General features: G+C 53.9%; 20 protein-coding genes and 1 riboswitch. Of the genes, 12 read left to right on the top strand and 8 right to left on the bottom strand.

From position 1 onward, the window contains the following. Nucleotides 1–18: 18 nt before the first annotated feature. Nucleotides 19–630: a CHASE3 domain-containing protein gene (locus P398_RS17010; RefSeq protein ID WP_235263289.1), complete on the bottom strand. Its 612-nt coding sequence runs from the start codon at nt 628–630 to the stop codon at nt 19–21. A 190-nt stretch (nt 631–820) separates the two neighbouring features. Here P398_RS17010 and P398_RS0101410 point away from each other — a divergent pair, with 190 nt between their 5' ends. Continuing rightward, nucleotides 821–1,141 carry a PadR family transcriptional regulator gene (locus tag P398_RS0101410; RefSeq protein WP_029333833.1) on the top strand — a complete coding sequence of 107 codons (321 nt, stop codon included), beginning with the start codon at nt 821–823 and terminating at the stop codon, nt 1,139–1,141. Next, the gene (locus P398_RS0101405) at nt 1,138–2,172 is read left to right on the top strand and encodes a DUF4097 family beta strand repeat-containing protein (protein ID WP_029333832.1); all 1,035 of its coding nucleotides are present in this window, start codon (nt 1,138–1,140) and stop codon (nt 2,170–2,172) included. Before P398_RS0101410 ends, P398_RS0101405 begins: the two co-directional genes overlap by 4 nt. 43 nt (nt 2,173–2,215) lie before the next feature. Here P398_RS0101405 and P398_RS0101400 read toward each other — a convergent pair whose 3' ends face one another. From P398_RS0101400 to P398_RS0101385, 4 genes are all read right to left on the bottom strand, one after another. Further along, nucleotides 2,216–2,911: a LutC/YkgG family protein gene (locus P398_RS0101400; protein WP_029333831.1), complete on the bottom strand. Its 696-nt coding sequence runs from the start codon at nt 2,909–2,911 to the stop codon at nt 2,216–2,218. After that, nucleotides 2,908–4,311 (bottom strand): LutB/LldF family L-lactate oxidation iron-sulfur protein, encoded by a 1,404-nt coding sequence (locus P398_RS0101395; protein WP_024370899.1) that lies wholly within the window; start codon nt 4,309–4,311, stop codon nt 2,908–2,910. The genes P398_RS0101400 and P398_RS0101395 overlap by 4 nt, the downstream gene beginning before the upstream one ends. A gap of 2 nt (nt 4,312–4,313) precedes the next feature. Then, nucleotides 4,314–5,051, bottom strand: a complete 738-nt coding sequence (locus P398_RS0101390) for a (Fe-S)-binding protein (protein WP_024370898.1) — start codon at nt 5,049–5,051, stop codon at nt 4,314–4,316. A 239-nt stretch (nt 5,052–5,290) separates the two neighbouring features. After that, nucleotides 5,291–6,580, bottom strand: coding sequence for an NCS2 family permease (locus P398_RS0101385; RefSeq protein WP_029333830.1), 1,290 nt, complete (start codon nt 6,578–6,580; stop codon nt 5,291–5,293). A 238-nt stretch (nt 6,581–6,818) separates the two neighbouring features. Between P398_RS0101385 and P398_RS0101380 the strand changes: the two genes are divergently transcribed. From P398_RS0101380 to P398_RS0101355, 6 genes are all read left to right on the top strand, one after another. After that, nucleotides 6,819–7,052: a hypothetical protein gene (locus P398_RS0101380; protein ID WP_024370896.1), complete on the top strand. Its 234-nt coding sequence runs from the start codon at nt 6,819–6,821 to the stop codon at nt 7,050–7,052. Between the two features lie 11 nt (nt 7,053–7,063). After that, nucleotides 7,064–8,023: a LacI family DNA-binding transcriptional regulator gene (locus P398_RS0101375; protein WP_029333829.1), complete on the top strand. Its 960-nt coding sequence runs from the start codon at nt 7,064–7,066 to the stop codon at nt 8,021–8,023. 67 nt (nt 8,024–8,090) lie between these two features. Continuing rightward, nucleotides 8,091–8,372: a HesB/YadR/YfhF family protein gene (locus tag P398_RS0101370; RefSeq protein ID WP_029333828.1), complete on the top strand. Its 282-nt coding sequence runs from the start codon at nt 8,091–8,093 to the stop codon at nt 8,370–8,372. Between the two features lie 95 nt (nt 8,373–8,467). After that, on the top strand, nt 8,468–8,602 hold the full coding sequence (locus P398_RS17115) for a hypothetical protein (RefSeq protein ID WP_255313313.1): 135 nt from the start codon (nt 8,468–8,470) through the stop codon (nt 8,600–8,602). 94 nt (nt 8,603–8,696) lie between these two features. Continuing rightward, nucleotides 8,697–9,626 carry a manganese-dependent inorganic pyrophosphatase gene (locus P398_RS0101360; protein WP_029333827.1) on the top strand — a complete coding sequence of 310 codons (930 nt, stop codon included), beginning with the start codon at nt 8,697–8,699 and terminating at the stop codon, nt 9,624–9,626. Between the two features lie 119 nt (nt 9,627–9,745). Further along, nucleotides 9,746–10,237, top strand: coding sequence for a hypothetical protein (locus P398_RS0101355; RefSeq protein WP_147287422.1), 492 nt, complete (start codon nt 9,746–9,748; stop codon nt 10,235–10,237). A gap of 54 nt (nt 10,238–10,291) precedes the next feature. On the opposite strand, the gene P398_RS0101350 is transcribed toward P398_RS0101355, so the two are convergent. Genes P398_RS0101350 through P398_RS0101340 form a run of 3 tightly spaced genes read right to left on the bottom strand, consistent with a single transcriptional unit; the run spans nt 10,292 to nt 13,658 of the window. Beyond that, nucleotides 10,292–11,416 carry a DUF418 domain-containing protein gene (locus P398_RS0101350; RefSeq protein ID WP_029333825.1) on the bottom strand — a complete coding sequence of 375 codons (1,125 nt, stop codon included), beginning with the start codon at nt 11,414–11,416 and terminating at the stop codon, nt 10,292–10,294. A gap of 19 nt (nt 11,417–11,435) precedes the next feature. Beyond that, nucleotides 11,436–12,989, bottom strand: a complete 1,554-nt coding sequence (locus P398_RS0101345) for an ABC-F family ATP-binding cassette domain-containing protein (RefSeq protein ID WP_029333824.1) — start codon at nt 12,987–12,989, stop codon at nt 11,436–11,438. 60 nt (nt 12,990–13,049) lie between these two features. Continuing rightward, nucleotides 13,050–13,658 (bottom strand): NAD(P)-dependent oxidoreductase, encoded by a 609-nt coding sequence (locus P398_RS0101340; RefSeq protein WP_024370889.1) that lies wholly within the window; start codon nt 13,656–13,658, stop codon nt 13,050–13,052. Nucleotides 13,659–13,785: 127 nt separating this feature from the next. Further along, nucleotides 13,786–13,887, top strand: a riboswitch (purine riboswitch). Between the two features lie 79 nt (nt 13,888–13,966). Here P398_RS0101340 and P398_RS0101335 point away from each other — a divergent pair. From P398_RS0101335 to P398_RS0101320, 4 genes are read left to right on the top strand one after another with little or no spacing between them, the layout of a single operon-like run. Beyond that, a complete protein-coding gene (locus P398_RS0101335; protein WP_029333823.1) occupies nt 13,967–14,548 on the top strand; it encodes a xanthine phosphoribosyltransferase in 582 nt (193 codons plus the stop codon). Continuing rightward, nucleotides 14,545–15,849, top strand: a complete 1,305-nt coding sequence (locus tag P398_RS0101330) for a nucleobase:cation symporter-2 family protein (protein ID WP_029333822.1) — start codon at nt 14,545–14,547, stop codon at nt 15,847–15,849. The genes P398_RS0101335 and P398_RS0101330 overlap by 4 nt, the downstream gene beginning before the upstream one ends. A gap of 34 nt (nt 15,850–15,883) precedes the next feature. Beyond that, nucleotides 15,884–16,531, top strand: a complete 648-nt coding sequence (locus P398_RS0101325; protein ID WP_029333821.1) for an NAD(P)H-binding protein — start codon at nt 15,884–15,886, stop codon at nt 16,529–16,531. Next, nucleotides 16,528–16,920, top strand: coding sequence for an RDD family protein (locus tag P398_RS0101320; protein ID WP_024370885.1), 393 nt, complete (start codon nt 16,528–16,530; stop codon nt 16,918–16,920). Before P398_RS0101325 ends, P398_RS0101320 begins: the two co-directional genes overlap by 4 nt. The last annotated feature ends 6 nt before the right edge of the window (nt 16,921–16,926 follow it).

The raw sequence follows: 16,926 nt of genomic DNA, 5'->3' as shown, positions 1-16,926 counted from the left end.
CGTATGTGTCGCGAGTTGCTAACGTAGTTGATTCTCTTCTTCGTTCAAGGAGTTTCGATATTCGGTGAATACGGACTCCATGTCGACGATGCTCGCGCTCATATCGGCAGCGCTTTTCGAGTTGATTTTAAACTTTCGGTCCGCCGGTGGTTCCGCCTGTGGCGTCACTTTTCCAAGTGTGGGCATCTGGAGGAACGGCTCCGTCACCGTACCGGCTCGTTTCGCCACGACATATCGTTCGAGGCTCGGCATGACCCGCTCTTGATAGGCCGAGAAGAGCGTGCGAGCGTCGCTAGCGTATAGTTTCTCTTTTTCAGTGACCGCGTTCGCTTCGAACCAAGCGGTCTGAGTCTCAATCAACGCCTGTTTATCTTTGACGCGGGTGAGCATCTCCTCGTCACCGAGGATGACGTATCCGCGCATCTCGTATTGCATTGATTGCCACGTCTCGAATAGCTCAGTCGCATTCGTTCTGCGTTCGCTGACATTCTCGAGCGAGGTCGTCGTCTGTTCGATGCGATTTTCCGTAAACACGTATACGGCAAGCGAGGTAAGGAGGATCAGTCCGATGAATAAGTAGAAGACGAATAAAAACTGCCTTCCGATCCGCTGGTCAATCCATGCTTTCATATAGACCGTTCCTTCCTGGAACTGTGTACATTCCATCTGTGACAAAAATCCTGACTAGTTCGTCCCTCCATTGTACAGATTTCATTCAGCCGTTACCAACAATCAAGAAAAATCAGGAAATCCACTAGTATTCATTGACTAATAGTGAACGTTGGGCTATTGTTCAATGTATAGTAGAGGAGGCGGGATGATGAATCCTCAATTTAAAAAGGGCGTGCTCAATCTATGCGTGCTCGCGCTCGTCGAACAGGGTGATCGTTACGGCTACGAGCTCGTCCAAGCCATTTCGGCGAAAGTGTCCATCTCGGAAGGGGCGGTCTATCCGCTCCTCCGGCGGTTAACGTCTGACGGGTACTTCACGACATATTTAAAAGAGTCGGCCGAAGGGCCGCCGCGAAAGTATTACACGATCACGGACCAAGGGCAGATGCATCTAGAGGCGTTACGGAACGAGTGGGAATTGTTCACGACAGGCGTCAACGAATTGATCAAAGGGGGAGACGACGTATGATAGAAGAACAGTATTTGGGAGAGCTCGAACGATTGCTTGCCGGGGTGAGCGTCATCGAACGGGTCGATATGTTGCGTGACGTGTCCGAGTATTTTGCGAACGGACGGGCAGACGGAAAGACGGACGAGGCGATGATTGAAGAGCTTGGACGGCCGGAGACGTTAGCCGGTGAACTGCTCGGTTCGGCCGACTCATCTTCTGAAGTTAGTCGTAAAGAGCCGACCGTCGTCAAAAGCCAGAACGTGGCGTTCCAAAACGTCTCGATCGACGTCCTGCAAGCGCAGGTCCGCGTCGCCCCGTCGCATGACGGTTTTGCCTACGCCACGCTCGAGACGGAACGAGACCACGGGGTGACGATGAATATCGTCGGGGACACCTTGGAAATCCGAATCGAATCCGAGCGTCGCTTCGGTCTATCGAACTTGTTCGCCTGGGCGGTGACGAAGGCCCCGGTGCTCCACGTCGAGCTGCCCCGTCATGCGTATGAGCAAGTCGTCTTGAAAAATCGTCACGGCTCGTGCGACGTGCGGAACCTAGATGCGGCATCGGTCGAAGTCGAGAGCGAGAACGGAAGCATCACGGTTCACACCGTGAATGCGAAGCGCGGCTCTTTCCGCTCCTCGAACGGGAAAGTCAGTCTCACGGCGGTGAGCGGTCAGGCGTTACATGCCCATTCATCGAACGGGCGCGTGGAAGTAGGCACCTCGAGCGTCGATCGATTAGAGGTCCACTCCTCGAACGGACGTCTCGATATCCATGACGTACGAGGCACTGTCGAGGCGAAGACCTCGAACGGTCGGATCGACTATGCGATTGATGCGCTCGAGCACCCGGTCCGCCTGAAGACGAATAATGGACGCATCGACGTTCGTCTGAAACGTGAGCCCCATGACGCCGTCATCCGTGCGAAAACGAACAACGGCAAAGTCGAGTTGTTCGGGGACCGGGCGAACGAGCGGACGTATGGGGACGGTTCGGTCGAACTTAGACTGGCGAGTTCGAACGGGAGCATTACCGTCGAACAAGCATGAAAAAAGACTCGCGCGTGAATAACTCACGCGCGAGTCTTTTTGTTTAAAGGTCATGAACGAGCACATAAGCGACACGGACCGGTCCGTGAACCCCGACGATCAAGTTCATCTCGATATCGGCCGAGTTCGATGGGCCGGAGATGAAATTGACGCCGTTCGGTGACGCGAGGTCCCCATCTCGGTCCAAATCACTGAGCCGCTTCGCTGCTTGCGTCATCCGGGGGGCAAGCACCGATTTTGGGATGATGGCGATATGATCTTGCGGCAACAAACTAATCGTCCGCGACTTTCCAGGCTTCGCATATTGAACGATCGTCGCGCTCTCGGCGAGCGCCTCGTCAGCGATCGTAATGCCGATATCGGCTTTGACGGCTAACGCCCGACTTTCATCCGGACGTTCTGCGTCCCACCAATCGAACGATTCGCTCGTCTTTGGTGCCCACGATTTGATTCGTTCGTCTTGCTCGGCGATGATGGCGGATCCTTCATAGCGTTCAATTAAAAGACGGAGCGTATCGTCGAGGTGAGCCGAATCGCACTCGACGACGTCCGTATGGATGCGCATCGCAACCATGCGAAACGTCTCAAGGAGCTCCTCTTCAGATGCGTCTTTCAACACCTCGTCTTGCGGGCGGTGCTTGTACACACGTTTGGGCGGGGTCAAGTCGACGTCACGTCCGAGTTGTTTGGCGATACGATTCAAAAAGTCTTCCCGATTCGTGATTGTTCCTGGATTCACTGTGCATTCCCCCGTTTCTTAAACCAGTCCCGTACGGTCTGTTTAGCCGGTTGCGGCATATCTTTCGAGTCGGTCCAAGCCGGTAAGCCTTTATCAATTTGGCCCGCCTTTGTGAACGGGGATGTGGCGAACGGCGCCATCTGTTCGGCCGCCTCGAATAAGAACGGGCTCGATGATGTGACGGCGAAACCTTTCATGGCGATGCGTTCGACGAACGGTGACTGCTTCTTTTCTTCGACGATGACGCGGCGATGCTCGATCAACAGCTCATGGAGCGGAATCTTGACCGGGCACGCTTCCGTACAGGCACCGCATAAACTCGAGGCGTAAGGCAATTCTTTATAATTCTCGTAACCGTCAAGGAGCGGTGCGAGCACGGCGCCGATCGGGCCAGGATAGATCGAGCCGTAGGCGTGACCGCCAATATGACGATACACGGGACAGACGTTGATGCAGGCGGCGCAGCGGATGCATTGCAGCACCGATTGGAACTGGGTGCCGAGAATCCCAGATCGCTTGTTGTCGACGATGACGAGATGGAACTCTTCAGGACCATCGACTTCACCGGCGCCTCTCGTGCCGGCGAACGTCGTGATGTACGACGTGAGACGTTGCCCGACGGCGCTTCGGCACAACATGTTGACGAGCACTTCGAACTCTTCGTATGACGGCACGATCCGTTCCATCCCCATGACGGAGATGACGGTATCCGGGAGCGATGTGACCATGCGGCCGTTCCCTTCGTTCGTGACGAGACCGACGGCACCGCTCTCGGCGATGGCGAAGTTACATCCGGTGATCCCGACTTCCGCTTTCAAGAAATCTTTCCGCAGCTCGCGACGAGCGTAACGGCCGAGTTCGGTCGGGTCGTTCGTTCCGACGTACCCGTGGGCCGTGAACGTTTCATGGACGGCGTTTCGATCTTTATGGAGCGCGGGGGCGACGATATGGGACGGTGGATCGTTGTCGAGTTGAAGGATCCATTCCCCGAGGTCCGACTCGACGACCGTACAACCCTCCTCATGGAGTGCCTCGTTCAAACCGATTTCCTCGGTCACCATCGATTTCGATTTGACGACGTGTTTCGCCTCTTTTGAGCGGACGACTTCACGGATGTATCGGTTCGCTTCTTCCGGTGTCTCCGCGAAGAAGACGTTGCCGCCGCGTTTCGAGATGTTCTCACTTAGCTGATATAAGTAATAGTCGAGATGTTCGAGCACGTGCTGGCGAATCTCTTCCGAATGGTCACGGAACGCTTCCCAGTCCCCGAGTTCGCCGGCAGCGTTCAGCCGACCGTCACGAAGCCGGTTTTGAGCCGAGCTGACAGCTTGGCGCATGAACGGGTTGTCGATCCCGTCTTTGCGACGTGCTTGAAACTTTTCATCTAGCCGAATCCCCATACTCATGCTTGTTTCACCCCTTCGTTCAACACTTCCGCGATATGCATCACTTTGATCGGATGCCCTTGTTTATGTAGGCGTCCGCCGATATTCATTAGACATGAGGCGTCCGCACCAATCAAGATGTCCGCTCCTGAGTTTAAGATTGACTCCACTTTCTCGTCGACCATCTGAACCGATACGTCCGGCATCTTGACCGAGAACGTCCCCCCGAAACCACAGCAGTTATGGACACCATCGAGCGGAAGCATCGTCAAGCCGTCAACATGTTTGAGCAGTTGTCCCGGTGCCGCCTCAATCCCGAGGAGACGCGTCATATGGCACGAGGCGTGATACGTCGCTTTGGCCGGAAACTTCGCCCCGACGTCTTTCACTTCGAGCACGTCGACGATGAATTGTGTCAACTCGAACGTCTTCGCCGCATGCGCCTCGGCCCGCGCTTTCCACGCTGGGTCGTCTTTGAATAAGTGTGGATAATCACGCATCATCATGACGCAAGAACCCGACGGCCCGACGATGTAATCGGCATCGGCTTTCTCGAACGTTTCAATCATGTGTTTGGCCACTTTTTTCGTCTCTTCATGGTAACCGCTGTTATAGGCGGGTTGACCGCAACACGTCTGCTCGAACGGGAAACTGACGTCACAACCGAGATGTTCTAATAGTTCGACCGTCGCTTGTCCTACCGATGGGAACAACGTATCGGAGAGACAAGTGACGAACAGCGCCACTTTAGGCATGTTCATTCCTTCTTTCCTGTAAATAGTGATATTCGTAAACGGTTTCAACGCCATTATTCCATAACAGAGCGACGAAAATAAAGAAAAATGGGGCGATTCTCACAAAAAACTGTAAAATCCTGTCTAATTGAGAACGGGATGATAATGAACGTGTATTCACAACTTTTCTGCTATACGACAGTGATTCCCTGATTAATAACAGAAAAACCCTCGTCTTGCGACGAGGGTCAAATTAAATATTATAGGAAGAACATTTCCAAAATGAATAATCCCGCGAACAAATAGATGAGTGGGTGGACCGTCTCTTTGTTCATTGCCTTAAAGATCGGATAGAGGATGAAACCGAATGCGATCCCACGCTCGATGCTGCCTGAGAGCGGCATGATCAGAATCGTCATGAACGCCGGGAAGTATTCGCTGAAGTCCGACCAGTCAATGTAGCGGACGTTCGTCAACATGAGGGCACCGACGATGATGAGCGCCGGAGCTGTGATGGCGGCGACACCGGAGATGGCGCCGATAAGCGGGCTGAAGAAGAGCGTGAGTCCAAATAGGGCCGCGACGACAGCGGTCGTCAAACCGGTCCGTCCGCCTTGGGCGACGCCGGCAGCCGACTCGATATACGCCGTCGATGGGCTCGTCCCGACGAGCGAACCGCCCATCGTCGCGAGTGAGTCAGCGAACAAGGCTCGATGTCCATTCTCGATCGTGCCATCCTTTTTCATGAGACCCGCTTGTTTGCCGACACCGACGAGCGTGCCGGTCGTATCGAACAGCGTGACGAGGAAGAATGACAATACGGCGCCGAACAGCCCGTATTGGATGACGTCGGTGAACGCCGTGACCGGATTGACCATGAGACCTTCCGGCAACGTCGGCATCGCCGTCACACCGTCGATTTTTAACAAGCCCATGAAATAGGCCGCGATGCCCGTGATCACCATTCCGATGAGGAGTGAGCCCGGCACGTTCCGGGAGAACAGAAGCGCCGAGACGATCAAACCGCCGAGAACGAGCAAGACGCTCGGGGACGACAAATCACCAAGACGGACGAGGTTCGCCTCGTCTGCGACGATGAGCCCCGACAGTTTCAATCCGAGCGAAGCGATGAACAACCCGATTCCGGTCGTGATGGCATGTTTCAGTGACGCCGGGATCGCTTGAATCAGTTTCGTCCGAATTGGGGACAACGATAAGATCAAGAAAAAGACGGACGAGACGAAGACGACACCGAGCGCGGTCGACGGGGCGATTTGCTGTTGGGCGACGAGCGTATAGGCGAAGAAGGCGTTCAAGCCCATCCCTGGTGCGACGGCGATCGGGAGGTTGGCGTAAAGCGCCATTAACCCGGTCCCGATTAAAATAGCGATAATCGTCGCTGTGAACGCCTGCGCGAACGGGATGCCGGCATCCGACAAAATCGCCGGGTTGACGACCGAGATGTAAGCCATCGTGACGAACGTTGTGACGCCGGCGGTCACTTCTTGTTTAACGTTCGTTCCATGTTGCTGTAAACGAAATAAGTTCATGAATAAGACTCCTTATGATGATGAATTTCCGAACATTAATAGTCCGGTTAATCAGAAATAAACGCTATCAACTTGATGACTATACAAAAATGAGGTTGAGTCGTCAATCATTTCGAATGAAAAAACTAAAAAACGTTCGAATTATTCATATATTGTTCGGAAATAGATGGAATAAAAATAAAGCTTGCTCTGAAACGCGTTTCAGCCTGTACGCTTGAATCAAAGGAGGGGAAGTCCGATGAATGGATCAACATGGAAGACGTTTTGCAGCGGGATCGTCTATGAACTGGTGATCAATCAGTTGTACACGCCGTTCGGAAAAATGTTGTGCAGCCATTTCCAAGATGAGTTCCTTCAGTTGCCAATCGAGGAACGGTTCCGTCTCGTGCAAGCGATTCGTGTGCAGGTGATCGACAAGGGTGGCAGTCCGGATGCAAACTGGGTACACTATATGCAAAGACTGACAAACTGAGGTGAGACGAGTTGGCGAACATTCGAGATATCGCGAAACATGCAGACGTGTCCGTGACGACGGTATCGCGCGTCATCAATGCGCATCCGTACGTGTCAGATGAGAAACGGGAGCGGGTGCAGCGCGCGATGAAAGAGCTCGGCTATTTACGGAATCAGCAAGCGTTGACGCTCTCGACCGGTCGGACACAGCGGTTCGTCGTCGTCTTACCGTACATGGACCATCCGTACTATGGCCTGTTCGTCAACGGGTTGGCGAAAGCCGCGCTCGGGAAAGACTACCGGCTCGTCATGTGGCAGACCGAATATCGACTCGATCAAGAACGCCAAGCGCTCGACTTGTTGAAGCATCGGGAAGTTGACGGTGCGATCGTGTTGTCGCATACGATGACGTTCGAGGAGATGGAGACGTATCGAGCCTATGGTCCGATCTCCGTCGCGACGGTCGGGGCGCCGAAGACGATCTCGTCTGTGCACGTCGATCATTACACCGCTTTTCAAGCCGGTCTCCGTGTCATAACAGAGGCAGGCTATAAAGACGTCGGCATCGTCTTATCGAGGCCGAACAGTCCAAGCTCCATCGCGCGTCAGCGGGCATACTTCGATGAAGTCTCGTCCGCGCGTGAGCGATGGGTCTTTAGCGGATACTTGACGAGCGAGGACGGAAAGAACTTGGTCTCGGCTTTCCTCTCTGAACAGGAGCGCCCTTGTGCGCTCTTTTTCTCGTCTGACTATGTCGCGCTCGGTTTTTTAGGGGAAGCGGCCCGGCGCGGCCTCGGGGTGCCGCATGACGTCGCCGTGCTCGGATTTGACGGTCATCCGATCGGGCAGGCGTTCGGTTTATCGACGATGCATTCACCGAACGAAGACATCGGGCGCGCACTATTTGATGCCGCGTTTCAAGAGATGACGGGTGGGTCGGTCGTCCAGAAAAGCTTGACGGTCACATACATGTCGGGAACGACGCTCTAGGCAACTTCCTCGCTCGACAATTTCGAAACGATTAGAATGAAGACAGAAGTCGAGAGGAGGATGTCAGATGAAAATCAACGTGACAGAAGAAGCATTACAATTCTTTAAAGACGAGATGGAAGTGAAGTCAGGCCAGACGGTGCGTTTGTTCGCGAAGTATGGGGGTTCGACCGATTTAACGCACGGTTTCTCGGTCGGCGTCATCACGGAAGACATCGACAACGCGGCCGTTGAGACCGAGGCGGACGGGATTCGCTTCGTCGTGGCCGAACAAGACGAGTGGTTATTCCAAGGGCAAGACGTCAACGTCGAGATTCGCGGCGACGAAGTCGTGTTCGTGCAGGCGTAACATCACAATTCGATAACAGATGGGTGACATCTGTTTGAATCCAACATCCGCGGGGAACAGTCTACGACATGACAAAACCGAAAGGGTGAAGACGCATGTCAGACAAAGACAAACGCGAACAAGAAGAACGTGAGAAGTTGAAACGCGATCAACCCGACATCTCACACGAGGAAGACTCAAAAGGGGACCATTCGGACCTTGAAGAGACAGACGAAGACGAACAATCATAAAGAGCCCGCGGGCTCTTTTTGTTTTGCAATTGAAAGAACGGGCATAGACGTTATAATGAATGAGGGAAAACTAATTCAGTGAGGAGAATGAACTATGAGTACAGTACTTGTCTTCGGACACAAAAACCCGGACACGGACACGATTTGTTCGGCGCTCGCTTACGCGGAGCTGAAGAAGAAATTAGGGATGGACGCAGAGGCGGTCCGTCTCGGTGAAGTGAGCAACGAGACACAATATGCACTCGATCATTTCCGCGTCAAAGCGCCACGTCTTGTCGAACGCGTCTCAGACGAAGCGAACGCGGTCATCTTGGTCGACCATAACGAGTTCCAACAGAGCGCGGTCGATATCGCAGACGTCCGTATCCTTGAAGTCATCGATCACCACCGCATCAGCAACTTCCAAACGGCAGACCCGCTCTACTACCGGGCCGAGCCGGTCGGTTGCACGGCGACGATCTTGCTCAAACTCTATAAAGAGCACGGCATCGAGATCGCACCGGACATGGCCGGATTGATGCTTTCGGCGATCGTCTCAGACTCGCTCCTCTTCAAGTCGCCAACATGCACGGATGAAGATGTGAAAGCGGCGAAAGAGCTTGCTGAAATCTCAGGAACGGACGTTGAGACGTACGGTCTCGAGATGTTAAAAGCCGGTGCCGACCTTAGCCAGAAGACGGTACCTGAACTGATCACACTCGACTCAAAAGAGTTCGCGATGGGCGACTACCGTGTTGAAATCGCACAAGTGAACACGGTCGATGCGAACGATGTGTTGAACCGTAAAGCCGACGTCGAAGCGGCGATGGCTGTGAAGTTGTTGGACAAAGAGCTCGACTTGTTCGTCCTCGCCATCACGAACATCTTGACGAACGACTCGGAGGCGCTCGTCGTCGGTGAGAAGACAGACTTGTTCGAGAAAGCGTTCAACGTTGAACTTCAAGACGGTTTGGCGACGCTTCAAGGTGTCGTCTCACGCAAAAAACAAATCGTCCCTGTGTTGACAGAGACGGCGACAAACTGACGATTGAATGAACATCCTGTTGAAAAGGATGTTCATTTTTTATGGGGAATTGGGAAAAGTAGCCTTATACTGAAAGAGGAAGATTGTATTATGAATCGAACGATGAATGGGGAGCACGGATGAACAAGAAGCGAATCGGATGGATGATGGGACTCGGTTTCGGGGTATGTGCCGGTATTTTCTATTTGGGGAACTTGATGACCGTTCAACCGGAGGACATATCCGGAAATGGGAATCCGGCGCTCATCGGGCTGTTTCTCCTTTTCTTTTTCATCCTGCTGTTCATGCTCGGCTGGATGGAACTGATGGTGAACGTACGCCCACGCTGGCTATGGGGCGGCTTCCTGTTTATCCCGGTGCTGCTTGTTGCGGCTTATCAATATCAGGTGAATGAATTTCACCGGTACCGGACGTACGTGACGGACATTGTCATGAATCAGGCAGGTCGTGGAGGCTTGGACTACGCGAACAGCATCACGGGCGATGTCTTTTCCATCTATATGAACAACCAGCTGTTCAACGTGAACACGTTCTTCATATACGTCGGATTGACGCTATGGATCGGCATCGCGTTGATGTTGCTGAACTTAACGTCACAGTCGGACCGTTGAACGGAAAAAAGGCTCGAAGCAGATTGATCTGCTTCGAGCCTTTTTTGATGCTTGTTAAGATTTTCGTTGCAACCCATACGTCCCGATGCGCCACAACTTCTCGAACGGTCCGTAACGGTGTGACTTCAGCCACCACATCGAGAAGAACGCTTGGGCAATCAAAATCGCGATGCTCAAGAACAAACCTTCCGTCAACGACAGGCGACCGTAGTAGCCGAGGGCGATGACCGGCAGGACGACGACGAGCGTGTGCGTCAAATAGTTCGTCAGCGCCATGCGGCCGAGCGCTTGGAGCGGACGAAACGCACGTCCCTTGCGAACGGCGATCGTGAATAGACAGACGTACGTCGTCGCAAGCAACTTCCCAGAGACGAGGACGGCAATCAAGTTCACCCAATAATAGGCGCCGCCACCACCGTAATGGTGCCACAAGATGACACCGAAGAACGGCAATGCGAGTACGGCGCAGAGGATAGCCGTCCGTGTCAGTCCTTGAACGGTCCACGTAAGCAGCTTTCGCTCTCGTCCGATATAGAGTCCGAACAAGAAGATGCTTAAAATTTCAATCCCGACGAGAAGGGAGTTTGAGATGGCAGCAAAGATCTCGACGTTCAGACGATAATCGAACCAAACACTAAACCCGTCATTAAAGACGGTCGGGAACGGAAGACCAGGATTGAACGATCCGCCGTTCTGCCATTCCATGAGCGCAGATGAGACGTAAAGCAAAAAGAAACTCCCGAGCAATAAGCTCCACGCCCACGTCAGGATGGCCCGGTTGCTCAAACGGTAAAACAGCGGGAGCAGTAAGCCCCACATCGCATACGTATGTAAGATGTCACCCGACCAGATGGCCAGGTGAGCGAGTCCGAATAAAAATAGAATGACGATGCGGCGCACGTAACGGCTCGCCGACTCGCCCCGGGCGTAGGAACGCTCGAGGAAAATCGAGAAGCCGATGCCGAACAACAGCGAGAAAATCGTATAAAACTTCGTCTGGACGAACATGTCGAACAGCGTCCGGACGACTAAGTCACTCCCGAAATAGTCGGGGCGACCAAACATCCAGTCACTCCCGAGCATGCTCGGGATATTGACGAGGAAGATGCCGCAGAGGGCAAAACCTCGAATGATATCGTACAGCACGATGCGTTCGTTTAGTTGGATCGGGCCTGTCATGCGACACTTCCTCTACAAGTTAGAATACTTTCGTCGTCCATGATTCGCAGTTCCAGACGTCTGTGACGATGTCTTGATAGAACTCCGGCTCGTGACTGATGAGTAGGATACTGCCTTTATATTCTTTCAACGCGCGCTTCAACTCTTCTTTCGCGTCGACGTCCAAGTGGTTCGTCGGCTCATCGAGGAGAAGCAAGTTCGATTCATTGTTTTGAAGCTTACAGAGGCGGACTTTCGCCTTCTCGCCACCGCTGAGCACCGCGATTTTACTCTCGATATGCTTCGTCATGAGACCGCACTTCGCGAGCATGGCACGGACTTGTTGCTGGTTGAGCGACGGGAACTCACTCCAGATTTCTTCGATACACGTGTTGTTGCTGACGGCCGCTTCTTGTTCGAAGTAGCCGATCTCTAAGAACTCGCCGCGTTCGACCGTTCCTTCGAGCGGATTGATCATGCCGAGCAGACTCTTCAACAGCGTCGTCTTCCCGATGCCGTTCGCACCGACGAGGGCGATTTTCTGACCACGCTCCATTTGAAGATCGAGCGGACGTGAGAGCGGCTCATCGTATCCGATGACGAGGCCTTTGGCATCGAAAATGAGGCGGCCTGACGTGCGTGCCTGTAAGAAGCGGAATTCCGGTTTCGGACGTTCCGCACTCAGTTCGATGACGTCCATCTTATCGAGTTTCTTCTGGCGTGACATCGCCATGTTGCGGGTCGACACACGTGCCTTGTTACGGGCGACGAAGTCTTTCAAGTCGGTGATTTCCGCTTGTTGGCGTTTATAGGCCGACTCGAGCTGCGAGCGTTTCATCTCGTACACTTCCATGAACTTGTCATAGTCGCCGACATAGCGCGACAAGTCTTGGTTCTCCATGTGGTAGACCAAGTTGATGACGCTGTTCAAGAACGGGATATCGTGGGAGATCAAGATGAACGCGTTGTCGTAGTTTTGGAGATACCGCTTCAACCACTCGATGTGAATCTCGTCCAAATAGTTCGTCGGCTCATCGAGGAGAAGGATGTCCGGTTTCTCGAGGAGCAACTTCGCGAGCAACACTTTCGTCCGTTGCCCACCTGAAAGGTCGGCGACGTCACGGTCGAGTCCGACGTCTAAAATACCGAGTCCGCGGGCGACTTCTTCAACTTTCGCGTCGATGATATAAAAGTCGTTCGAGTCGAGCGTCTCTTGGAGCTCACCGACTTCTGCGAGCATGTCTTCCATCTGTTCCGGTGTCGCGTCGCCCATCTCCATGTAAAGTTCGCCGATGCGTGTCTCCATGTCGATCAAGTATTGGAACGCGCTCTTCAAGACGTCCCGGATGGTCATGCCGCGCTCGAGGACCGCGTGCTGGTCGAGATAGCCGACACGGACGTTTTTCGCCCATTCGATTTTCCCTTCGTCCGGTTGCAGTTTGCGCGTGATGATGTTCATGAACGTTGATTTTCCTTCACCGTTCGCTCCGATGAGGCCGATGTGTTCACCTTTTAGTAAACGGAATGATACGTCGTTCAAAATAGCTCGGTCACCGAAACCGTGGCTCAAGTTTTGTACCGTTAATATACTCATATTTCTTATTCGTTCCCTTCAAATTTGACTATCCGATATTGTAGCACGAATTTAAAAAAATTAGTACGCCAGTCCGACCGATTGGCGGATGGAGTGCTGTTCTTCAATGGCGTCCAGCATGAACTGGGCGACGTCGGCCCGCGAGATTTGTTTCCCGTTGTCTGGAATGCTGTCGACGGACGTGCGATACACCGACGTCCGGGGACCGTCCGTCAGTTGCATCGGCCGCACGATCGTGTAGTCGAACGACGAGTTCCGCCACAAATCGACCGCGGCCCGGTGGTCACGGAGCGGCTTCCGTAGCATGAACGTCACGACCGTACCGGCGATGCCCGGAATCTCTTTGTCGATCCCGGCAGACGCGAGGTAGACGATGCGCGACACGCCGTTTGCTTTCATGGCGGGGACGAGCGCGTCGGTCACGCTTGCCAAGAAATCGGGATCGCTCAAATCGGTCCCGAGACAGCTGACCACAGCGTCATGGCCGGTGAGGGCCTCGGTCAAGGCGGCACTGTCTGTCACGTCACCTTCGATAATTTCAAGTTGTGGTGTCGGGATCAATTTTTTCTGTTCACGGACGAAGGCCGTCACGTCATGGCCGTGCTCGATGGCTTGATCGACAAACTGATGACCGGTCCGTCCGGTGGCACCAAGAACGAATAGCTTCATACACAACTAGCTCCTCTCGTTTTTCCAGTACTATCAGTATACAGCAGTTTCAGAAAAATCGAACTTTTGACCGTTTATTTAGAAAGTGTTGCTTTTCCAAATATATCGTCTACAATAAGTTCTATCTTATAAATAAAAGATTCGCACTCGTATATCCGTGAGAATATGGCTCACAAGTCTCTACCGAACCACCGTAAATGGTTCGACTACGGGTGGCGCTAGTCGTGTGTATTCGTTGTGTCTCCATGCGGTTCGTTGCCTCCCGATTTGGGGTGACGAATCGCATTTTTTTGTTGGAGGGAAAAACAATGAAGCAGTTAGAAGACAAGATCAGAGATGAAGGACAAGTGTTGTCCGAACACGTATTGAAAGTCGATGCGTTCTTGAACCATCAAGTCGATCCCGTGTTGATGCAGGCGATCGGACGAGAGTTCGCGGACCGGTTCCGTGACGCCGGGATCGATCGGATCGTCACGCTTGAGTCGAGCGGAATCGCCCCGGCGATGATGACGGCACTCGAACTTGGAATCCCGTTCGTGTTCGCCCGCAAACGTAAATCGCTCACGCTGCAAGACGACCTCGTCGAAGCAGACGTCTATTCGTTCACGAAACAAGAGACGAACCGAATCAGCTTGAGCCGTCGTTTCGTCAATCCGGGAGACCGCGTACTCGTCATCGACGACTTCCTCGCGAACGGGGAAGCCGCGCTCGGTTTGACGCAACTCGTCGAATCAGCTGGGGCGAAGGTCATTGGTGTCGGGATCGTCATCGAGAAGTCGTTCCAACCGGGGCGGGAGAAGTTGATTGCGCAAGGCTACCGCGTCGAGTCGCTCGCTCGCATCGAAAAGCTTGAAGCGGGTGCCATCTCGTTCGTGGAGGCCGTGCGATGAATACGTTCAAAACCGCCAGCCTCGGCTTCCAACATTTACTTGCCATGTACACAGGGGCGGCCATCGTCCCACTCATCGTCGGCGGCGCCATCGGACTCGGTCCGACCGAGCTCGCGTACCTTGTCGCCATCGATTTGTTCATGTGTGGGGTGGCGACACTCTTACAAGTGTGGACGACACGCTTCACCGGTGTCGGCCTCCCGGTCGTGCTCGGCTGCACGTTCACCGCTGTCGGTCCGATGATCGCCATCGGCAGTTCGAACGGGATCACGGCCATTTACGGCGCACTGATCGCCAGCGGAATCATCGTCATTTTAATTTCCGGTTTCGTCGGGAAACTAGCGCGGTTCTTCCCGCCCGTCGTCTTAGGTTCGGTCGTGACGATCATCGGGTTGTCGCTCATCCCGGTCGCCATCAACGATATCGGAGGCGGGACACCGGGTGAACCTGGCTTCGCTTCGATGCAAAACTTGGCGCTCGGCGGGCTCACGATCGCACTCATCATCGTCTTGAACCGGGTTGGAAGGGTGTTCACCCGAGCTGCGGCCGTTCTATTCGCCGTCTTGATCGGGACTGCTGTCGCGGCATTTCTTGGACTCGTTGACTTCAGTCCTGTCCGTGAGGCCGGGTGGTTCCAAATGGTGCAGCCGTTCTACTTTGGGATGCCGACGTTTGACGTCTCGGCCATCATCGTCATGACGCTTGTCGCCATCATCTCGATGATTGAATCGACGGGGGTATTTTTCGCGCTTAGCGATATCACGAAAAAACCGATCGGGTCGAACGAATTGACGAAAGGGTACCGGGCTGAAGGGGTCGCGACGATTCTCGGCGGAATCTTCAACAGCTTCCCGTACACGACGTTCAGTCAAAACGTCGGGCTCGTTCAACTATCCGGCGTGAAATCGCGCCGTGTCATCTTCTGGACGAGCGGACTGCTAATCTTACTCGGTTTCTTGCCGAAAGTCGCGACGTTCACGACGCTCATTCCGAAACCAGTGCTCGGCGGGGCGATGCTCGTCATGTTCGGTACGGTCGCCGCGTCAGGCATCCGCATCCTCAGCCAAGTCGATTTCTCGAAAAACGAAAACTTGATCACGATTGCGCTGTCGATCGGCATCGGGCTCGGCATCACCGCTAATCCCGCCATTGTGGCCAATATGCCGGAATCGATTCAATTGTTCACTGACAGCGCCATCGTCGCCGGTTCGTTCACCGCCCTGTTCTTGAACGGTTTCTTCCGTCTTGTGGATCGGTTCCGTCCGGTCGCGATCGTTGCCGAGGAACGGCAAGTCAGCTAGACTGAAAGCAACTACGTAGCAAGGGGGAACAAGCATGGGAAAAACAGCACTCGTGGTCGGCGCGACCGGTCTGATCGGGCGTGAACTCGTCGAACAGTTACTAGAGGAAGAACGGTACGACGCGGTGTGGATTGTCGTCCGCCGCACGAAACGGTGGAGTCATCCGAAGTTGCATGAGGTCGTCGGCTTCGAGAACATGGATGAGGCGCCCCCGCACATCGATGACGTGTACTGCGCTCTTGGAACGACGATTGCCGTTGCAGGGTCACAAGAGGCGTTCAAGCACGTCGATCTCGAGTTGCCACTCGAAGTCGCACGCGTCGCGAGACGACACGGTGCCACACGCTACGCCGTCGTCTCGGCACAAGGGGCATCACTACGATCGCCGTTCTTCTACAATCGGGTCAAAGGGGAACTCGAGAACGGACTGAAAGTATTCGGTTTCGAACACGTTGTTATCGCCCGCCCGTCGCTTCTTCTCGGAGAGCGGGACTCGTTCCGGCTCGGGGAGAAGACGGCGGAAGTATTGAGCCGTCCGTTCCAAACGCTGTTGCTCGAAAAAATGCCAGATGCGGCTCCAATCCAAGCGCTCCATGTGGCGCGCGCGTTGATTATCGCTTCAGAAGAAGGCCAAGGCACAGAAGTGTTGACGTCCGGGATGATGCAGAGGATCAGCCGATGAGACCGTTGACGAAAAAACGGACGCAAGCCGTCTTGATCGACAGCGTCATCGCCGGACTCGTCAGTTATGGCGTCGAACAACTCGTCCGAAAGAAAGTGAAGAGTGAGTTCGTTCATGCCGTCATCACCCCGACGCTCGTGTCTTACGCCCTCGAGGCGTGTCAAATGAGACGGGGCGGCCAAACGATCGGCTATAAGCTCATGGGTCTCGAACTAAAGAACGATGACGGGACCCCGGTCACGGCCGAACAAGCGTTCAAACGTGCGCTTCACCGCGATACGCTCTCGATTGCTGCTTACTTCAAAGACCGTTCTCACTTCGAAGCGGAAGCAGGTGCCGTCTTACCGCATGATGCGGCGTTCCATATGCGTGTAATCGAAAAAAACTGACCGCTC

The organism is Exiguobacterium aurantiacum DSM 6208, from assembly GCF_000702585.1.
GTDB classification, from domain to species: Bacteria; Bacillota; Bacilli; order Exiguobacteriales; family Exiguobacteriaceae; genus Exiguobacterium; species Exiguobacterium aurantiacum.
This window is presented reverse-complemented; position numbering and strand designations above follow the sequence as displayed.

What these genes read in the sequence shown, in the direction of transcription:
- P398_RS17010 (WP_235263289.1), bottom strand. Translation starts at nt 630, where the DNA reads ATGAAAGCATGGATTGACCAGCGGATCGGAAGGCAGTTTTTATTCGTC.
- P398_RS0101410 (WP_029333833.1), top strand. Translation starts at nt 821, where the DNA reads ATGAATCCTCAATTTAAAAAGGGCGTGCTCAATCTATGCGTGCTCGCG.
- P398_RS0101405 (WP_029333832.1), top strand. Translation starts at nt 1,138, where the DNA reads ATGATAGAAGAACAGTATTTGGGAGAGCTCGAACGATTGCTTGCCGGG.
- P398_RS0101395 (WP_024370899.1), bottom strand. Translation starts at nt 4,311, where the DNA reads ATGGGGATTCGGCTAGATGAAAAGTTTCAAGCACGTCGCAAAGACGGG.
- P398_RS0101390 (WP_024370898.1), bottom strand. Translation starts at nt 5,051, where the DNA reads ATGCCTAAAGTGGCGCTGTTCGTCACTTGTCTCTCCGATACGTTGTTC.
- P398_RS0101385 (WP_029333830.1), bottom strand. Translation starts at nt 6,580, where the DNA reads ATGAACTTATTTCGTTTACAGCAACATGGAACGAACGTTAAACAAGAA.
- P398_RS0101380 (WP_024370896.1), top strand. Translation starts at nt 6,819, where the DNA reads ATGAATGGATCAACATGGAAGACGTTTTGCAGCGGGATCGTCTATGAA.
- P398_RS0101370 (WP_029333828.1), top strand. Translation starts at nt 8,091, where the DNA reads ATGAAAATCAACGTGACAGAAGAAGCATTACAATTCTTTAAAGACGAG.
- P398_RS17115 (WP_255313313.1), top strand. Translation starts at nt 8,468, where the DNA reads ATGTCAGACAAAGACAAACGCGAACAAGAAGAACGTGAGAAGTTGAAA.
- P398_RS0101360 (WP_029333827.1), top strand. Translation starts at nt 8,697, where the DNA reads ATGAGTACAGTACTTGTCTTCGGACACAAAAACCCGGACACGGACACG.
- P398_RS0101355 (WP_147287422.1), top strand. Translation starts at nt 9,746, where the DNA reads ATGAACAAGAAGCGAATCGGATGGATGATGGGACTCGGTTTCGGGGTA.
- P398_RS0101350 (WP_029333825.1), bottom strand. Translation starts at nt 11,416, where the DNA reads ATGACAGGCCCGATCCAACTAAACGAACGCATCGTGCTGTACGATATC.
- P398_RS0101345 (WP_029333824.1), bottom strand. Translation starts at nt 12,989, where the DNA reads ATGAGTATATTAACGGTACAAAACTTGAGCCACGGTTTCGGTGACCGA.
- P398_RS0101340 (WP_024370889.1), bottom strand. Translation starts at nt 13,658, where the DNA reads ATGAAGCTATTCGTTCTTGGTGCCACCGGACGGACCGGTCATCAGTTT.
- P398_RS0101335 (WP_029333823.1), top strand. Translation starts at nt 13,967, where the DNA reads ATGAAGCAGTTAGAAGACAAGATCAGAGATGAAGGACAAGTGTTGTCC.
- P398_RS0101330 (WP_029333822.1), top strand. Translation starts at nt 14,545, where the DNA reads ATGAATACGTTCAAAACCGCCAGCCTCGGCTTCCAACATTTACTTGCC.
- P398_RS0101325 (WP_029333821.1), top strand. Translation starts at nt 15,884, where the DNA reads ATGGGAAAAACAGCACTCGTGGTCGGCGCGACCGGTCTGATCGGGCGT.
- P398_RS0101320 (WP_024370885.1), top strand. Translation starts at nt 16,528, where the DNA reads ATGAGACCGTTGACGAAAAAACGGACGCAAGCCGTCTTGATCGACAGC.